18 protein-coding genes and 1 tRNA gene are annotated in these 18,240 nt (G+C 33.1%); 15 read left to right on the forward strand and 4 right to left on the reverse strand.

Features of this window, described 5'->3' with window-relative positions; genetic code table 11:
• Window positions 1-5 precede the first annotated feature (5 nt).
• The gene (locus LDX54_RS00075; RefSeq protein ID WP_046323985.1) at window positions 6-707 is read right to left on the reverse strand and encodes an MgtC/SapB family protein; all 702 of its coding nucleotides are present in this window, start codon (window positions 705-707) and stop codon (window positions 6-8) included.
• Between the two features lie 159 nt (window positions 708-866).
• Here LDX54_RS00075 and LDX54_RS00080 point away from each other — a divergent pair.
• From LDX54_RS00080 to LDX54_RS00095, 4 genes are all read left to right on the forward strand, one after another.
• Window positions 867-939 (forward strand) — tRNA-Thr (locus tag LDX54_RS00080).
• 622 nt (window positions 940-1,561) lie between these two features.
• Window positions 1,562-2,680 carry an ABC transporter permease gene (locus tag LDX54_RS00085; protein ID WP_265667263.1) on the forward strand — a complete coding sequence of 373 codons (1,119 nt, stop codon included), beginning with the start codon at window positions 1,562-1,564 and terminating at the stop codon, window positions 2,678-2,680.
• Window positions 2,677-3,918 (forward strand): tellurium resistance protein TerC, encoded by a 1,242-nt coding sequence (locus LDX54_RS00090; RefSeq protein WP_265667262.1) that lies wholly within the window; start codon window positions 2,677-2,679, stop codon window positions 3,916-3,918. The genes LDX54_RS00085 and LDX54_RS00090 overlap by 4 nt, the downstream gene beginning before the upstream one ends.
• Before the next feature lie 11 nt (window positions 3,919-3,929).
• Window positions 3,930-4,799: an ATP-binding cassette domain-containing protein gene (locus LDX54_RS00095; RefSeq protein WP_046323988.1), complete on the forward strand. Its 870-nt coding sequence runs from the start codon at window positions 3,930-3,932 to the stop codon at window positions 4,797-4,799.
• Between the two features lie 320 nt (window positions 4,800-5,119).
• Here the strand turns inward: LDX54_RS00095 and LDX54_RS00100 are convergent, their stop codons facing one another.
• Entirely contained in the window at window positions 5,120-5,857 is a 738-nt protein-coding gene (locus tag LDX54_RS00100; RefSeq protein ID WP_265667260.1) for a PmeII family type II restriction endonuclease, read from the reverse strand.
• A 349-nt stretch (window positions 5,858-6,206) separates the two neighbouring features.
• Here LDX54_RS00100 and LDX54_RS00105 point away from each other — a divergent pair, with 349 nt between their 5' ends.
• The 10 genes from LDX54_RS00105 (at window position 6,207) to LDX54_RS00150 (ending at window position 15,121) form a co-directional block, all read left to right on the forward strand.
• Window positions 6,207-7,226, forward strand: a complete 1,020-nt coding sequence (locus LDX54_RS00105; RefSeq protein WP_348650912.1) for a DNA cytosine methyltransferase — start codon at window positions 6,207-6,209, stop codon at window positions 7,224-7,226.
• A gap of 92 nt (window positions 7,227-7,318) precedes the next feature.
• The gene (locus tag LDX54_RS00110; protein WP_265667258.1) at window positions 7,319-8,257 is read left to right on the forward strand and encodes a hypothetical protein; all 939 of its coding nucleotides are present in this window, start codon (window positions 7,319-7,321) and stop codon (window positions 8,255-8,257) included.
• A gap of 1,369 nt (window positions 8,258-9,626) precedes the next feature.
• On the forward strand, window positions 9,627-10,679 hold the full coding sequence (locus tag LDX54_RS00115) for a Fic family protein (protein ID WP_265667257.1): 1,053 nt from the start codon (window positions 9,627-9,629) through the stop codon (window positions 10,677-10,679).
• A gap of 434 nt (window positions 10,680-11,113) precedes the next feature.
• On the forward strand, window positions 11,114-11,326 hold the full coding sequence (locus LDX54_RS00120) for a hypothetical protein (RefSeq protein ID WP_265667256.1): 213 nt from the start codon (window positions 11,114-11,116) through the stop codon (window positions 11,324-11,326).
• Between the two features lie 226 nt (window positions 11,327-11,552).
• Window positions 11,553-11,729, forward strand: a complete 177-nt coding sequence (locus LDX54_RS00125) for a hypothetical protein (protein ID WP_265667255.1) — start codon at window positions 11,553-11,555, stop codon at window positions 11,727-11,729.
• Between the two features lie 20 nt (window positions 11,730-11,749).
• Window positions 11,750-12,595 carry a helix-turn-helix transcriptional regulator gene (locus tag LDX54_RS00130; protein ID WP_265667254.1) on the forward strand — a complete coding sequence of 282 codons (846 nt, stop codon included), beginning with the start codon at window positions 11,750-11,752 and terminating at the stop codon, window positions 12,593-12,595.
• 410 nt (window positions 12,596-13,005) lie between these two features.
• Complete coding sequence (locus LDX54_RS00135; RefSeq protein ID WP_265667253.1) at window positions 13,006-13,491, forward strand: hypothetical protein; 486 nt, start codon at window positions 13,006-13,008, stop codon at window positions 13,489-13,491.
• Window positions 13,491-13,922 (forward strand): hypothetical protein, encoded by a 432-nt coding sequence (locus tag LDX54_RS00140; RefSeq protein WP_265667252.1) that lies wholly within the window; start codon window positions 13,491-13,493, stop codon window positions 13,920-13,922. The genes LDX54_RS00135 and LDX54_RS00140 overlap by 1 nt, the downstream gene beginning before the upstream one ends.
• 632 nt (window positions 13,923-14,554) lie before the next feature.
• Window positions 14,555-14,686: a hypothetical protein gene (locus tag LDX54_RS00145; protein ID WP_255525001.1), complete on the forward strand. Its 132-nt coding sequence runs from the start codon at window positions 14,555-14,557 to the stop codon at window positions 14,684-14,686.
• A gap of 162 nt (window positions 14,687-14,848) precedes the next feature.
• Complete coding sequence (locus LDX54_RS00150; protein WP_122037060.1) at window positions 14,849-15,121, forward strand: hypothetical protein; 273 nt, start codon at window positions 14,849-14,851, stop codon at window positions 15,119-15,121.
• Window positions 15,122-15,608: 487 nt separating this feature from the next.
• Here the strand turns inward: LDX54_RS00150 and LDX54_RS00155 are convergent, their stop codons facing one another.
• Window positions 15,609-16,862 carry an MFS transporter gene (locus tag LDX54_RS00155; protein WP_265667250.1) on the reverse strand — a complete coding sequence of 418 codons (1,254 nt, stop codon included), beginning with the start codon at window positions 16,860-16,862 and terminating at the stop codon, window positions 15,609-15,611.
• Between the two features lie 100 nt (window positions 16,863-16,962).
• On the opposite strand from LDX54_RS00155, the gene LDX54_RS00160 reads away from it, so the two are divergent.
• Window positions 16,963-17,811, forward strand: coding sequence for a helix-turn-helix domain-containing protein (locus tag LDX54_RS00160; RefSeq protein WP_265667249.1), 849 nt, complete (start codon window positions 16,963-16,965; stop codon window positions 17,809-17,811).
• 118 nt (window positions 17,812-17,929) lie between these two features.
• Here LDX54_RS00160 and LDX54_RS00165 read toward each other — a convergent pair whose 3' ends face one another.
• Window positions 17,930-18,187: a hypothetical protein gene (locus LDX54_RS00165; RefSeq protein WP_265667248.1), complete on the reverse strand. Its 258-nt coding sequence runs from the start codon at window positions 18,185-18,187 to the stop codon at window positions 17,930-17,932.
• Between the last annotated feature and the right edge of the window lie 53 nt (window positions 18,188-18,240).

Genomic DNA, 18,240 nt, shown 5'->3' on the forward strand with positions numbered 1-18,240 from the left:
TAACTTTATTTATCTATACTAGCAATACTGATCCGCTTGATGTCAGGATATTTGCGCAGAGCCATGATAATATCATTTTCATTAATATTGTTATTGATAATACCGTCTACGAAAAAGATAATTCTTTCATCACTGACAAAAAGAATCTTGACAGAAACATTTTCAACATGATTTGTTTGCAGTTCCTGTTCGATGATATGCAAGATATTAGGTTTATTGACAGCTTCTATTTGAATATTAAACCTGATATGCATGATGATTTTGTCAATGATAGTATCATCGTGAAACATCATCTGAATGACGAAAAGAAAGGCAGTCGCTAAAATTCCGATAAAATAAAGGCCAGAACCAATTGCCATTCCGATGGCTGCCGTAGCCCAGATACCCGCAGCTGTGGTTAAGCCGGAGATCTGTTGCTTTTTGATTAAAATTGTGCCGGCACCGATAAATGAAATACCTGAAACTATCTGCGCAGCAATTCTGGAAGGGTCCAGAGCAACATCAGACATTTTTAGTAAATCGCCAAAGCCGTATTTTGAAACTATCATAAATAGCGCAGACGAGAAGGCAACTACAATATGTGTCCGCACTCCAGCACTTTTTCTTTGAATTGCGCGTTCATAACCGATCAGTGCGCCACACAAGGAAGCAACTAAAATTCGTAGTACCCAGGGGAATTCGGCGCTAATCGAGGCTAAATTTGCCATTACATCCACTCCATTCTGAATCTATCTTTATATTATACTCTATACTCTTAAAAAGTTTACCAAAGCTTAGTTATAACAAAAACTGAGAAAAAGTCAAAAAATGCTTGCGTAAACTAGTAGAATATGTTTTAATTAATATCGTTGTCGAGATATGACAATGCTGACTTAGCTCAGTTGGCAGAGCACGTCATTAGTAATGATGAGGTCGGAGGTTCGAATCCTCTAGTCAGCATTCAGAAGGATAAAATTAGTAAAATAACCTTGATATATCAATGTTTTCCGTTGGTAAGTTAAGGTTATTTTTTGTTTATTAAAGATAATTATGCACACGATACGGCACACGATTTTAGCTGTGTTCCGCGCAAAAACTTTTAGGTAGGCACTATGGCTGATATAGCAGGCTTTTTGCCCGCTTTTTTGTGCACTAAGTTTAATCAAAATTTCAAAAATTAGTGAAAAATTAAATTATAAGAGTATAATTAAATAATAAATTTTAAAGAACTAATAATTCTTAAGATTTTAAAATATTTGTTTATGAGTTAAAACTAGAAGATCATAGGTAAAGATAGGATCTGCTTTGTTAGATTTAAAGGTTGAAGAAAGTTAAGCTAATCCATAGATTAAAAAGCTATGTTAAAAACTATTGGCATATGTATTTGGTCATGTTTTAGTCTATTGTAACATATTGCAGCTTTAGATTAATTTATAAATCTAATCAAAGCTTTTGGGAATAATAACTAAGGGATTTTTTTACAAATCGGAAAGTAAATTATATTAACTCAATTCTAAATATAATGACTCATAAAATAAAATGGCAAACGGGTTAGTTGTTTTTATACTAAAAGGTGGTTATTATGAATCGATATTATTTTAAAGCTAATTTTAAAATTGCAATAAAATCGAAAAAGAACTTTCTTTTAGTCTGTTTATTAATAATTTCTATGACTTTCTTCCTCTTTGTAGTTGAAACTCAAAAAATTGGCGATGGCTATCGTCAATGGCGGGACTACTATGAATCTGTACAAGTAAATGAAGATTATTTTGATGGTAGTTCTCTTCGTCAAAAAAATTATAAACAAACTTATGCAAATTTATGCAAACAATCAGCTTATATTGCTGTTTTGCAAAATGGTGAAGTGTTTTCCGATCCACAGACTTATTTAAGAGGATCGGAAAATCTAATTGAGACAATGCTTGACGGTTATAAGAATAATTATAAAGGTGCTAAAACTCTTAATGTGCCGCCCAAATATGAGCTTTACCAAAAACTGGCTACATATAAATACCTTTATCAACATCACATTCCAGTTGTGATGAACTCTAAAGCATCTTCAACATATTTAGTTTATATTTTGTCCATGTTAGGAAGCCTTATTTTCCTTTATATTCTTTTTATTTCAAATGATGTTTGGATATTGAAATTACGACATAGCAGTCTTTTGAAAAATATTCCTTATAGAAATAAAGATGAAATTTCTGGGAAAACTACAATCAATATTGTCTTAACTATCATCCCTGTGTTAATAGGAATTGTAGCTGCATATATTTTTGCGGGTGTGCGTAATGGTTTTGTTACGTTAAATTATCCTAATGTATTTTACTTTAATAAAATTTTCGCAATACCATTATGGGCTTATTGTTTATTATTTTTGGTATATGTTGTTCTGCTTGTATTATTTACCACATCATTGACTTTATTTCTTAATCAACTAACTAAGAATGTTTATTTAACAACTTTAATAGGGATGCTAGTTTATGCTATTTCTTATCTTCCTGGCACCATTAGCAAATATCTTTTTTGGCTACCATCATCATATCTAAATATTACTAATGTTTTTAATGGAACGGTAGCTAATACAACCGAATTGAATTTCTTAAATTGTTGTACTGGTGCACTAATATTAATGATTTGGTCACTAATATTTATGAGTTGTTTTAGTTATTTGGTCAATAAAGGGAGGAGAGTAAGATGAGATGGCATTATTTTATTTCTCAATTAAAAGCCTTTTTTGTTAATCCTAAAAATATCGGATTATATATTGCCACTGCTTTGTTATCTCTATATTTTGGCCTGGTAAGTGTACCTAATCATCATGTCATTAATCGTGTTGATCCATACTCTATTCAAAAAGAATATAAGAATGATACTGCCTTTCTTAAAAGTGCTAAAAAACAATATGAACAAGCAAGAAAGCCGTGGCTTACGATAGATCCAAGCGCAGGAGCAAAAGATGCGATTGCAACCTATCCTACAATACTTAAATATGATAAAAAAAGATTAGCAGCATTAAAAGCAAATGACTGGAAAGAGTATGCTTTATATTCTAGTAAGTGGTACAAGTATGTTGATAATTTGATCTTCGTTGAAGAAAATCAAAATTATATGTATCCAGTTGAGTATGGACATAATGGAATTTATAAAGAAAATGGACATTATGGCTATCAACAAACTTATCACCTTTATAATGCACTTTTAGCTAGTAAAGCAAAATTAAATAAGAACGTGTTGGAAGAAAGAACAGCACTGCAGCGAATTCAAAACTCTTTATCTGGTTGGACAACTTTAATTTTAATAATAATTGTTATCTTTTTTGCAGCTGATATTCTTACTAATGATTATAAATATCGTACGGTAGTAAAAAATATTCCCCTAAACAAAAGTACTATCTTGTGGCTAAAAACCGCAGTAGTTGAGATTGGCGTCCTGCTTGATTTCTTGATGGCGTTTATTATAGCAGTAGTATGTATTGCTCCCAAATATGGACTGGGATCATTTAATTTAAGGACTACTTTTTATATGGGAAGACTATATTTTAAAGTGCCTTTTACTTATTTAACGTTAGGAACGTATTATTTGCAGCTGAGTATTTTTGCAATACTGATTGTGTTTATATTTATCCGTTTAACACTCTTGATATCTTTATTAAGCAGAAATGAATACGTTGCAGAAATTCTTTCCAGTTTATTTGCGGTAGCTGGGAAGGTACTGTATTTCTCATCGGGAATGGGTTTTGTTTATCCATTTTTACAATATTTGCCAACCACGTATTTTACAATTGGTGATAGCCTATCTGGTAACTTATCTTATTTAATGGATACTCCAGGATGGGGCTTCAATGCCGGAATTGTGCCTTTAGTACTAACAGTTTTAGCTATTGAACTAGTTATGTTGTTAATTTATAGAATAAAGAAAATACCTTTAATTAAATGAGGTGAAATGCAATGTTAAAAATTAATCATTTAACTCTAAATTTTGGTGAAAAAAAGATTTTTACTGATTTATCTCTTGCCTTTGAAAAGGGACAAATCATTGGATTAGTTGCACCCAATGGTACAGGTAAATCTACTTTAATTAATATTATTTTGCATAACCTTACACCTCAAAAAGGTTTTGTTGAATATAATGGGATGCGCTATAAAAATGAGCATGATATTGTTAAATTACATAAACAGATATGTGCTTTTCCCGATCAAAGTGAATTATTTCCATTTATGACTGGACGAGATCATTTAAAACTTTATGCGGACTTATGGAATAAGCCTGAAAAATCCGTTAATGGAATTATCGACGAACTGAATATGAGTAGTTATGTTGATCATAAAGTTGAGACCTATTCATTAGGAATGAAGCAACGTTTATGTTTTGCAATGGTTGTGGCTGCTGATACTCCTGTTATGTTATTAGATGAGGTAATGAATGGACTAGATCCTCAAAACGTAGCATTAATTTCAAAAGTGCTTGTTAATTTAAAAGAGAAACAAAAGTTAATTATTATGGCTTCACATTTATTATCGAATTTACAAACTTATGCGGATCGAGTCCTGTTTCTAAAAGATGGTGCTATAAATAAAGATTTTGATAATAAAAAGCCAGATAAACAATACTTGAAAGTTGAAAAAACTGAAGAGCTTATGGGATTTCTAAGTAATTTAAAGTATGAAGAATTACCCGATAACTTAATCTTGATACCTATTTCTGAAAATAATCAAGATGACCTAAAAGCATTATTTTTAGAACTATTACAACACCATATTCAATGCTCAATAGGAAGAATAAGTATTGAAGAATTATTCGACAAAATTTATGATTAAAATAAAAGGTCTAAAAAATATATTGACATTTAATTATCAATAAAGATTACATCTTGAGTAATTCAATTATTGTTTTAGCCGTAACAAGACTGTGAGATGTACATCTTCAAAACAGTGTTTTGGTCTTTAATAGTGAGAACAAATTAATATATTTACTAAAAGAGGACAAAAACCTTATAAAAATATTGAGTAGAGTTAGTATTTATTATAAGGAGCAAGAGTAAGATGTCCTCTTTTTTATGCAATAAAAAACTACTAGCAGCTAAGACATCAACAGGATAAATATAGAGTCAAATATTTTTAGTTATGCATTTTTCTTTTTATAAGCCAAAAGTATCCTTATTTTCTAAAATACCTTTTTGAACGGTTTTAACCAATTTCTTAATACTCGGCATAAAATTTGCTTGTTTAGCAGCATCTTGTGCTTTTTCTATTAAGTCTTCATATATTTTTTTAGACCCAGTTAAATGATACCAAAAGTCATTTCCAATAAGAACTGTATATCCATCTGCTTTAATTCGCTTATACATATTACTCATTTTTTTATCGTTACCGTACAAAATTCCTATAACTACGTCATTTGTATTAACTTTCATATGATTAGTATTGGCTAAATTTCGTATATCTATAATGTGATCTTCAATAGTTTTTATATCGTCTTTATTAATAGTGTTTGGACCTGATTTTACTTGACAATATTTTTGGCGTCCATCTATAGCATCAATGTATTCAATATCCATACCTGTAATAAGTGATCCTCGGATATTATTATTTTGAACTTTATCTACTATAAATTCTTGAAATTTTGTGCCGAAACTTGTTGATAGAGAAGTTCCAAGAGCAAAAGGATAGACTATAGCTTTTGCCATAGATTCAGCGTCAATAGTTTCAGAAAATCCAGTAGCTGCAGCTTGAATTGTAAATGGGTTTGGATCAAATTTATTAAATTCACGTTTTTCATATTTCTGTGCTTTATCAGCAAAAAAATCCAAAAAGAATTTGTATGTATTATCTAGAAGAGTGTCTAATTGGGCTTTTGTAAAATTGTTGTTAGTCATTTATAACCTCGCTTATTGATGGCTACCCACAAAAATGTTATGATTAATTCATAATATTTGAGAGGGTAGTATGAAAATAACACTTGATAAAGATTTAATTCGTCAATTAATGCTTGAAAAAAACATAAAATCACAGAAAGAGCTGGCAAAACTAATGGAAATTTCTCCGGGAGAATTATCATTGATACTATCTAACAAGTTTTGTCCAATAAAAAGCAACGTGGAAAAATTAGTGAACATTTTAGGGGAAAAAACTTTGGGCACCATAAAAATACAAAAGCCAAGACAAATATCGCTATTTGAAAATATAAATAAGAAATTTCCTGATGAAGTCATTGACACTTCTAATATTACACCTAAAAGGCAGTTTAATGCATTAGAACTTTTTGCTGGAGCTGGTGGCTTAGCTTTGGGCTTAGAAGAAGCAGGATTTCAGGATGTAGGTTTACTTGAATTGGATCATAATGCATGTGAGACTTTACGGTTAAATAGACCTAACTGGAATGTAATAGAAGAAGACATTACTAAAATTACGAGTAGTAAGAATGGAATTTTTAATTATATTCCAGAAAATACTACTATTGATTTACTTAGTGGAGGATATCCATGTCAGTCATTTTCCTATGCTGGAAAAAAGATGGGACTAAATGATACCCGAGGCACTCTTTTTTATCATTACGCCAAGATTATGAAACAAGTGAAACCGAAAATGTTTTTAGTTGAAAATGTTAAGGGATTAACTACAAATGATAATGGTAGAACTCTAAAAACAATGATTAATGTTTTCGAAAATTTAGGTTACGAAGTTACTTATAAGGTTTTAAATGCATGGGACTATGGTGTTGCCGAGAAACGTGAAAGGCTAGTTCTAATTGGAATAAGAAATGATCTTGATATATCTTATCGTTATCCCAAATCGTATGACTATAAACCAGTTTTAAAGGATGTTTTAAAAAAAGTACCAGCTTCTAAGGGGCAAAAATATTCTCCTGCTAAAGCAAAAATAATGAAATTAGTACCACAAGGGGGTTATTGGCGAGATCTTCCTGATGAAGTAGCTAAAGAATATATGGGTAAAAGTTATTATTCAGGTGGGGGACGTACTGGTATGGCTAGACGAATGAGTTGGGATGAACCATCTTTAACTTTAACTACTTCTCCTAGCCAAAAACAAACAGAGCGTTGTCACCCCTCTGAAACTAGACCTTTTACTACTAGAGAATATGCTCGTATACAAAGTTTTCCTGACAGTTGGAAATTTTCTGGGGGAGTTGGCGAAGTTTATAAGCAAATTGGGAATGCTGTGGCAGTCAACTTTGGAAAAGAAATAGCTCTTTCAGTTATTGCAAGCTTAAATCAATTATATTAAGTTGTATATTAGTATATAATTTAATGCAAGAATAATTTATATTAAGCAATAGTGAATGTTTCATTATTTTAACCAATGAGGAAAAAACTATAATGATCGACAGAACTTACTTTAATTTATGGGAAAATGCGGTTTGTGATAGGGTTAAAGAAAATAATAATTTAACAAATTTTTCTAATAATGAGATTTTAACAAATTATGTTACTTACATCAGAAAATGTGTTTTTTATAGTGTTACTGTTGTAGAATCTGAAGAAATAAAAAAAGAGATTTCTGAATCACCGGCCTTATCTACTGTATATGAAGAAATAAAAAGAAGATTACAAAATGGAGAAGGAGTGGCACCATATTTATCTAAGAGAGCAAAGTTATTGAAACCAGATTACCTTTTTTTGGATTGGAATATATTGCATTTGCATATGGGCAATCTTCAACAGGGCAATGAATATTCAGATAGAACAGAGAGAACATTACACATATGGATACAGTCTGATGAAAAGAAAGTATATTTTATAAGATTAGGTCATCACTTTATTAGTGGTGAAAAGGATCCATATGTGGATAAAGAGGAACTTAAAATAATTTATAAAAATTGGCCAAATTTATTAAATATAAGAGAGCTAAATGTTGAATCCACTACTAAAGTTTCAGATGAAGAAAGGAAAAAATATAGGGAACTTGGTATTATGGCTCCAACTACCTTTAAAGATTACAACGGGAATAAACATGTAGTGGTTCCAGCTATGTATTCTCTTAATAAAATCTCTGTTATTGATCAAGAAATTGTAGATCGTCGTATTCCAAATATCATAAATAAAATTATAGATAAAGTAAAACAGGATATTACTAAACCAGAACTTATTAGTAAAGGCAGGTTCTGTTATTATCCTAAAGAAAAAGACTTTTGTTTTGGAGTAATTAAAGATGCAAAATTTGATCCATATATTTTTAGTTTTAGTAGTGTTGACTTTTGGCGAGCAGTTTTTTATCAAAGCCCTATAGTACCTTTAAAAATAAGTAAGGACTTATAAAAGCATAGAATAGTATTTGGGTGGTTTCAAGATTAAGTTATACTGCAGATAAGTTTTTAACGACATTTATTCATGTGGACAGAAATAAAAGTTAAGAGATACTAGGATCTATTAATAACTTGACCAAATGCATAGGTATACAATAGTTAAGTATTGAACAAGAAAAAAAGCTATAAGCAAAAGAACTTGAGTCGATTGGTTATCTCTAAACAGCATTTAGAATAATCAATTTAAATAAACAAACTTGAATTATCAATGTTTTACGCTGATAAATTAAGGTTAATTTTTGTTTGTTAAAGATATACGGTGCGTGGTAAAAACGCTGTATACCAAGAAATTCTTTGAGTTCAGAATGGAGATTGCTAGAGCCATATTCTTTAGGCGCCCGGTTGTGCTAGCAGATGAAGCAACAGCTTTGCTCGATCATGTACTTTCTAGGAAGATTTATAATACTATTTTGGTAGATAGTTATTTACTAACGTTTTTACAAGTCAATATTAAATAAGTATGTTAGTCAAAATATACTATTAATTTTATTTTGTTGATTTAAGATTTGTTTGATGCTATTATTAAGCAACTAAAAATTTATAAAATAATAGTCTGCACAATTTTATTAGAAACGTTTTATAACTAGTAACTTGTTTTATGACTTAATGCTGCTACTGGACTTTTAATGTATTAATCTTAGGGGGTTTTTATGAAAGAGTAAGGTAGTATGATGAAAGTATATTTTTTAGCTTATAGCAAGTGTGATAGTTCTTCTGACATTGCTTATAGCAAAAATCAGATTACTGTACATTAACAGTCTTTTTGTTAATTATTTTAATCTTTGTTCTAAAAAAGGGATGTGAAAAATCATGAATTATTATAAAGCCTTTGATGCTGGAAGTAGTATATATCTGGTTGCATTTATGATTGATTATATTATAGAGCTGTTTAGTATTAACAGTTCAGGTATCAAGACTACCGCATTAGGACTAAAAATAATTACGAATATGAATGAGCATTCCTTAAACATTAATTTTTCATTAACATGGGGAATATTAATTTCGTATTTAGTATTTATCTTATTTTTTATGTCTGCCTTTCATTTCTTTAAAAAGATAAAAACCAGATGACTATATGGCAATATGAGCTTGAATAATAGTCTTATTCAGAAGAATCATTTACTCTGATTAGCCTTGATTTATCAGCATTTCGCGCAGATAAGTTAAGGCTGATTTTTTGTGTGATAATAAATATTTTTCGGTGCAATAAAAAAATTTACGGTGTAAAATAATTGAATTTTGCACCGGTAATCTTTTAAATGCACTGATACTTGGTATAAAATATGTAAGAAGAAACTAGTTTATAAAGGAGACGTAATACTTTGAAAGTTTTTGATTACCAAACTTTAAATGGTTTGAAATTAACTACGAAGATGATTGAAAAACTCAATCTGATCTGTGAGCTAAAAGGTAAAACGGATCATATCTCCTTAAGTGCGAAAGACATAATGGATAAGCTGTTGGTAGTCGCAAAGATTGAGAGTACAGACTCATCCAATCGAATTGAAGGAATTACAACAAGTGATGCACGACTTAAGAAATTAATGGATCAAAAAACGACTCCGAAAAATCGCAGTGAAGAAGAAATTTCTGGCTATCGTGATGTTTTAGCAATAATTCATGATAATTATAAATATATCAAGATCACTCCTAATAATATATTAACATTACATAAGCAATTATTTAATTTTACTGAAAGCAGCTGGGGCGGTCAATTTAAGGACATTGATAATGCAATTATTACTACCTTTGCAGATGGTCATAAAGAAACTCGCTTTACTCCACCACCAGCATATATCACACCTGAATTAGTCCAAAGTTTATGTGAAACTTATAATAATGCAATTTGTGATAATTCTTTCCCGCCATTAATACTAGCGGCAGCATTTATGTTGGATTTTGTATCAATTCACCCATTTAGAGATGGTAATGGCAGAATGTCACGCTTGTTAATGCTACTTGAATTACAACAATTAGGTTTCGGAGTTGGTAAGTATATTAGTTTGGAACGTTTAATTGAAAAAACTAAGGTGCAATATTACCGGACTTTGTTAGAAAGTTCAGGAAAAGCATGGATTAATAATGAAAACGATTATGGACCATATGTTGACTACTTTTTGAGTATCGTATTGCAAGCTTACCGTGAATTAGATTCACGAATTGATTTCACTAATGGTACGGAAAAGGATCCGGAATCATTGCTATTGAGTAAAATTACTAATAGTTTAAAACCGCTATCTAGACAAGAACTAATGAATTTGGTACCGCAATATGGTGAAAGTACTATTAAACATGCTTTAGCTAGGTTGCGTAAAGAAGGAAAAATAGGTTTAGTAGGCAAAGGAAAGGCAAGTCGCTATATTGCCAATCACTAAAGCAGTGCAGTAAATAAATTATCGGTGCAAAATTTAATTATTTTGCACCGATAACTATAGCAACGGGCGAATTAAGAGAGTTCATTGGTAACTTCTTTCTAGAATTTTGTGGTTAATTACATTCTATCAAAGAAGTCCAATGGACTTTTTTGTTTTCTAATCAGGGCAAGTGCTCAACTTCATTTTACAATTTACCATTTTATTTTTTGTTAGCGCGTATTACCTGAACATGGAAGGAGTTAAGCGCAGATGTCCGGACACCCCCAGGGTATCTGCGCATGGACCAATGTCAGGACAGAAGTTTTAGTTTCCTATAGGAAAAATAGGCAAACATAATATGAGTTTATGTTAAAATTCAAATTAAAGAATAACGCTGAATAGATAAGGCAAAGCTATGAAAATTAACGATATAATAATAAAAGGTATAAAAAATAGTGAAAAAAATTGCTACACCGTCAGTTATTTATTTAAAAGATGCTATTAGATTTAATATAGATGAAGCGTTAAAACAATTATCGGAAGTAAAAACTAATGAGACAAAATTACTTTATTCTATAAAAGCTTGTTATAACTCAAAAGTAATTTCGCTTTTATCAAGATTTGTGGCCGGCTTTAGTGTTTCATCTTTACAAGAATATAAAAAATAGCTCGGTTTAATAATAAAATTGTTTCGGCTACCGGATTTGACGGTGTTGATAATAGTATAAAAAAAGGTATGACGGTTTATTATTTGATTATAACTCGTATAAATTAAATAATGGTTCTACTAATTTTTTAAAAAATTTGAAGATTTTGCAATCAAATGGATTTATAGTTACAGATTCATTTGGTAGAACAAAAATACCAGGTTTGTTTGCTATAGGAAGTGTAACAATGCCAATATCTGGAGTCCCAGAAGCTATTTATTCTGCACAGATTACTGGATTCTATGTAGGACATCTCTTAGAAAAGACAACTATTGCTGATACTAGTGGTAGATTTCCTTTCTTTCCTAGAGAAAGGAACTGGTTAAATAGCTATCAACATAAAATAGAGCTTGATGAAGAATAACCATAAAAGGTAGATTAGTTATGACAATTGGTGAAGCATTGAAAGAAATGCAGAAAGAGCTTGGACTAACCGGAAAAGAAATGGCTGCTGGCATTATTACAACTGGTACGTATTCACGTGTAATCCATGGTACTAGAAGAATAAGCAGTGATTTATTAATAAAATTACTACTAAAACACAATATAGACTTATCTTATTTCTTTGATAAAGTATCTGATACTTACATGCCTCCCTCCAATAGGTTAGAACAAAAATTATCCTCTCAATTTGGTCTTGCATTTAATAATCATGATATTGTAGCAGCAGTTACAACATTCGAGCAGATTAAAAAGGCTAATGTTAGTACTCATTTTAAAAAAAGAGTACAGATAGCTGTTGCTTTTTTGACAAAAACTACAGATGATTTAGATAATAAGTTTAAGAAATCCATTATAGATGATTTAAATAAAGAGAGTAACTGGATTTTTAATATTCAAGCTTTACTTTTGTTTGCTACATCATTTGAAATTTTACCAACTGAATTTGTTGAAAAAAAGATGGTCTTTTTCTTTAATAAAATATCACGATCTAAAAACATTTCAGAAATTATGAAAGAAAGATTTGCCATCGTTTGTGTTAACTATTTACATTGGAAATATTCTCAAACAATAGGATTGAATGGAAAAATAGGGATAATTGGAGCTAATGTAGTGAATGCTATAAATTATCTTCAAAGCTTAGAGTCAACCACTCATTTTATCATTTATATAATATCAGCTAAATATTATTCGGCATTGTTTTCTGGTAATTTAACTCGTGCTAAGCAGATTAAAGAGAATCTGCTTGATATGGGGTGTACATTAGTGGTTAAAAATTGGCCACTGTGAAATTTTTGTTTATTTAAAAATATAAATTTATTATGGATTTATAGCCAACCGGTTATGAGTATTATTAAAAATAAGAAAAGGATTATAATTAAAAAAGTGTATTATGTTATGTAAAAAATATGTAAACGTTTATAAGCTGCTAGTTGGCCGAGTCACGACCAACATCGCCGACAGTCTGTTCTACATGGCGGTGCTCTGGTACTTCAAGGAGACCGGGCACTCACCTTTCATGGTAGCAGTCCTGTTGACCGTTACTTCCGGGGTTGACATGGTCTCGTTCGGCCTGGCACTCTGATTGATCGCATCTCAATGAAGAAGCTGCTGAACTATTCCACCATCATCCAGGCCGCAATCAGCGCCGCGGTGGTGGGGGTGTTGCAGCTGGTCAAGGCGGCATCGGGGTTGACGCCGTGGTCTTAATTCTTTACACGGCCTCCACGGTTCTTTCAACCATTATTTACCCGGCCGAAACCAAACTGCTGCCGCTGTTTGTCGCGGAAAAGGACATGCTCCACTTCAACGGCCTGTTCCAGGTGACCTACGGCGTTTTGGACTTAGTTCTGGACGGTTTTGCCACCTTTCTGATTGCGACAACGTCAATCAGTATGACCGTGGTCATCTCCGGCGTGGTTTTTGCGCTGGCTCTGCTGACCTACGGGCGCCTGCAGATTAACGCACTGGCCAAGGACGTCTTGGAGAGTGAGGAGTACTTCACCGGCTCCTACTGGAAGGACCTGCACGTTGGCTGGCAGACGCTGAAGGATGAAAAGAACATCCTGGAACTGATCCTGCCGCTGTGCGTTGTCAACTTCTTCTACGGCATTTTCGACGTAGTCTGCCGTATTTTGGGCAGAGCTACGTTCATGACTCGGCAATCGGCTACGGCGGCCTTCTGATGGCCTCGTCTCTGGGCGGCATCGCCGGTGCATTCCTGGTGCAGCACTTCAAGCTGGGCAAGAAGAGCATGGAATTGTTCATCGCAATTTGCTTTGTGGGTGCTGGCGTCTTCCGCCTCCTGGTTCCGCTGACGGCGAGCCTGAGCGTCCTGCTCATCCTGCTGAACTCGGCCGTCTCCTCTTTGTGGCTCACCATGATGAACACTGACTTTGAGGCTCTGGTGCAGGTCAGCTTCTCATCTGCGGTGCTGGGGCGCATCGAGACCATCAATGACAGCATCCTGTCCGTCATGATCCCGCTCGGGACGATGGCGGGCGGACTGGTGGTTGACCGGCTGGGCGCAATCAGCACGCAGTACATTTACGGCGTTACGCTGCTGCTCGCGGCGGTCTACTACCTCGGCGTGGTCAGGCACAAGGCCAAGAAGTAAAAAGAATCCGCATGGCATTAACATGATTATTCATCAGATTCTGTTGCTATAGTTTGGCGATGTTTTGATTGAGCATTCAGACTAAAAATAGATATGCCCCTTGAAATTAAAGTAGTTTAATAATTTCTGGTTAAGGACTAACTTCCGATATTAAATCGGGGTTAGTCCTTTCAGCTTGCTTGTTCCGGTGAAGGTAAGTTCTTGAAGGTCTGTTCAAAGCCGTAGAACATATTCCACTTTAAGGTATCAAAGAAAGCCTACCATCAGTCCGTTGCCTTTGCGTGGTATGGACTGGTGGATGCCACGGCTTTTAGTCAAGTTTGAAATTGTAAGTATTCGTCTAGGTATCAATTAGTTGATGTGAACCAGTGTCAATTGTTTGAGCCACAGAACAGTGCTGTAGCCCTCCTCATGTAAGCTGAGTGCCTGTAATTTTTGTTCAATGGGAAATTGACCATAGTAAAACCCTTCAGATGGACTTAGGTCCAATTGAAGTGCAACTAAAAAGTTAGACATTTTATCTAAAAAATTCTTGAATTCAGGCCAGTCATAAAATTCAAACTCTATTTTGCAATTTACCGAAAGAAAACAAAGGCAAAACGATTATTTTTGTAACTCAGCGCTTGTCTGCGGTGAAATATGCAGATAAGATTCTCTTTTTACAAAATGGTAGAATTCTCGGCTTTGATACACACGAAAAATTAATCAGACGTAATGCTGATTACCGTAATATGTATAATTTGCAAAAGGATACTTATATCTAAATTTGGGTTGGTCTAAAAAGCGCTTTTTGCTACAATTAAAGTATTTTAGTAAGCAAAAAAATACTTATGGTAAGAAAAATCGAAAATTAAAATAGCAGCAAACTTTTGCAAGTAAACTATTTTAAGTAAGTATTTGCTGTATACTCTAGCGCAATGGAAAGTGTGACAAGTTTGAATTCTATTAAAAAGTTTTTAGATTGGCTAACAAGTTTATTACTGATTATAGTTGTCGGACTGGTTTTGATCACACTTTTTTCCGCATATTATAGTTTTGGCACTATGATTTTTGGAGTCCATGAGGCGAGCGCAATAAAGGATTTTTGGTTCACAGAAATCATGTTAGGTACAGCTTATGTATCTATAGTTATAGTCATTACTATATATACAGCAATAACTCGTTTTTTAAAGAAAAGAAAAAATGATGCTTCTTGTTAAGTAGCACTGATTACAAATATAGCAAGATGAAGGCAGTTAGTTCATTGAACTAACTGCCTTTTGTTATTCAAGAATACTGTGGTTCTTGATATAGCTGGCTTTAATTGATGGTAAATTGTTTTGAGAGGAAGAGTGCATATGGCACGAAGTCCTTTAGAAAGGTGTTCAGCCATTGAGTGTTTACCATGCATTAAAACTAGTGCTGGAATTTGCCTCACGTATTATTGCCTTATGTCAACAAACACAAGTAAACAAAAAGACCGTCCCAACAATAACTTTATTAAGTAATATAAGTGTAAAATTGGCTAGCCATGAAAAAAGGAAAGACTGAACTGACAGTCTTTCCTTTTCCTATATTGCTTACAGTTCACCAATATTTATTGCTAAATTGCCCCTTAAGTTTCTGTTCTCTGTAGCAACTTTGTTCAATGACATTATGTTAAGTTAGATTGGTCTGGATTTTTTAGGTAAAAACATCAATAAATTTTTATGCAATTTCAGCTTGTTTTGTTTTTTTGTTGACTTTTATCATTACAATTAAAGCAACAGTGAAGACGATTGCACTAAGTACTAGGACACCGTACAAGGCGTAATTAACGTTGATTGTACCAGCTATGGTGGTAAATAATGTCGTCATTAAAGGACCGGCGATTGCCAAGATTGTGTTTAAAAGCCCTGCTGAAGAAGATAATATTTTGCGATCTACGGAGATAACCAACCATTGCATTAACTTGGGACTGCTCGTACCAGCTAAGAAACCAAGAGTGGTCATTAGAATAAGGCAAAACACGATATTCTTATTTAGGATGACAATAGCCATAATGGCACTACTAATAGTAGATAATAAAGATAGCTGGAAAAGCGAGGTGTTTTTAAGGAGTTTGGTGCCGACTGCACTGCCAAGAGCTAAACCAATTGCGGCAGCGGCTCCTAGAAGTGCGATGGTGAAACTATAGCTGCCGATAAGCATGCTTTTGTTTCCTGCAATAACGATTGAAATTAATGGCTGGACAGAACTGAGCAAGCCATTAAGCATAGCTACAACTAAAACAATCGTTAAAAGTCCGTGGGCTTGCCTTACTTGCTTAAATGATGAACCAATTGTGGCAAAGAAGTTTTGGTCATTGACCTCTTCTGTCTGCTCAGGCTGTTGCTTATGAATGTTCGTCCCAATGTTGGCATAAAGTAAGCCTGCTGCTAAGAAGGTTAGTGCGTTGACAATAGCCAGTTCTGAGTATGACATGAAGAGCAGGAGCCCGGAGCCAACAAATTGTGCAACTAGCGTAATTAGTTGTGATACGCCGCTTGTAAAACCCTGAGCTTCGGCCATTTCGTTTTCACCGACGAGGCCAACGATTAGCGGCGTTTGTAAACCGCCAGAGTACATGCCGGAAAGATCAGATACAAAGTTGAGTCCGATAACCATTAAGACCAGGTTCCAGCCGGCAATATTGGTGGCAAAAAGCAGACCCACCAACATGTATAACGCAAAGCGAATAACTGCCAGCCAGACAATTACGCGATACTTATTGTGTGTCCGGTCAGCCAGGTAGCCGCTGAAACTTTGAATTAAATCAGGCAGAGACTCGGTAATTGCAATTAAAGATAATGCCAGGGAATAATTTTTTAACTTGCTAGCATAAGTCATGAGGGCCAGGTAGAACAGGATGTTGCCTGCGCCGGATAACCAGCTGGCGAGGGTGAATTTTCTGTAATTTTTATTCTTTAAAAAAATGTTCATGTTTTTACCTCTTTTCTTAACTATGTATCTAGTATATTTTGGTTATAATGAAAAAGAGAGGAATGTCATATTTGACAGTTTAAAGTTAGAAGGAATAAAAATGACAATTGGGGAGTTGTTAAAAGATTATCGGATAAGTCAAAAAAAGACGCAGAAACAATGGGCAAAAGATGTGATAAGCCCTTCATTCTATGCGAAAGTAGAAAAGAATTTAAGTCGGATTTCTGCCGAAGATTTAATTGAATTACTACATTCTAATCAAATTCCAGTGATTGATTTTTTCAGTAAATTAAATCAAAAAGATAAGTCGATTAATCAACAAGAATTAGAAATAAATCGACTTATTAATGAAGCATACTACCAAAATTCTAAAAAAGAGTTGCAACAAATACGAGATGTAGTTGCTGAAAGTGAATTGCCTAATAAAAATGATGAATTACTTCTTATCGATGCCTATATTGCGGTAATTAGTAAAGACCTTACAATGCTAGATAAAGAAGTTATAGACAGAATGAAAGAAAAAGTTTTTAATATTTCTAATTTTGATGAAGATGGATTAATTATGTACTGTAATTTCATGAGCTTTTATGATTTGAATAGCAACTTATTGCTGTCTAAAAGGATAATAAAACAGCTTGTTGGATCAAGCAGTGTCAGAATACAAGAAAAAATTTTGGCTATCATTATCAATATGCTGATTTTTTGCATTAGAAATAAGCGATTTGAAGAAACTGAGGTATTTGTTAATTATGCGGATCAAATAAAAACAAAACCGGAGGTTTTCTTTTATAAGCTGCTGATACCAGCATTTTATAATATAGTTAAATATCAAGATAATCATGATCAAAAATATCTGGATGAAACAGAAATAATAATTGAAAGTATCAAATTAGCGGGAATGCCAGATTATGGTAAAGAGTTAGAAGAGCTTTTAGTTGCAAATAAATAAACTTAAAAATGTCATGTTTGATTTTGAAGTACCCCAAAATTTATCCTAAATTTGGGGGTATTTTTATGTCTAAATTATCTAAACAAGATAAAATTGAAATCTATCATCTTTGGCAGAGCTAATTAGTTTGCTTTTGCTTATTTTGAGTATTTCTGAAGAATATTATCCACTCATAAATACATGCAATAACCGCTATTAGATAATCATACCAATGAAAAGCTTTTGAAAAGCCTAATAGAGAGAGAACAAACACGGCAATCAACGCTAAACTAAAAAATATAGGTTTAGCAATCACCATATTATATTTAATAAGCCAAGTATCAATTGGCAGAAGCTCTAAAGCTAAAATAATTATTATTACTAAAGTAGTATTCATGTTATAGTCACACCTTTTAAATTATTTTAAAGATAAATAAATACGATTGTTCG

The sequence above is a fragment of the Lactobacillus sp. IBH004 genome, assembly GCF_026185255.2.
Classification (GTDB): Bacteria; Bacillota; Bacilli; order Lactobacillales; family Lactobacillaceae; genus Lactobacillus; species Lactobacillus melliventris.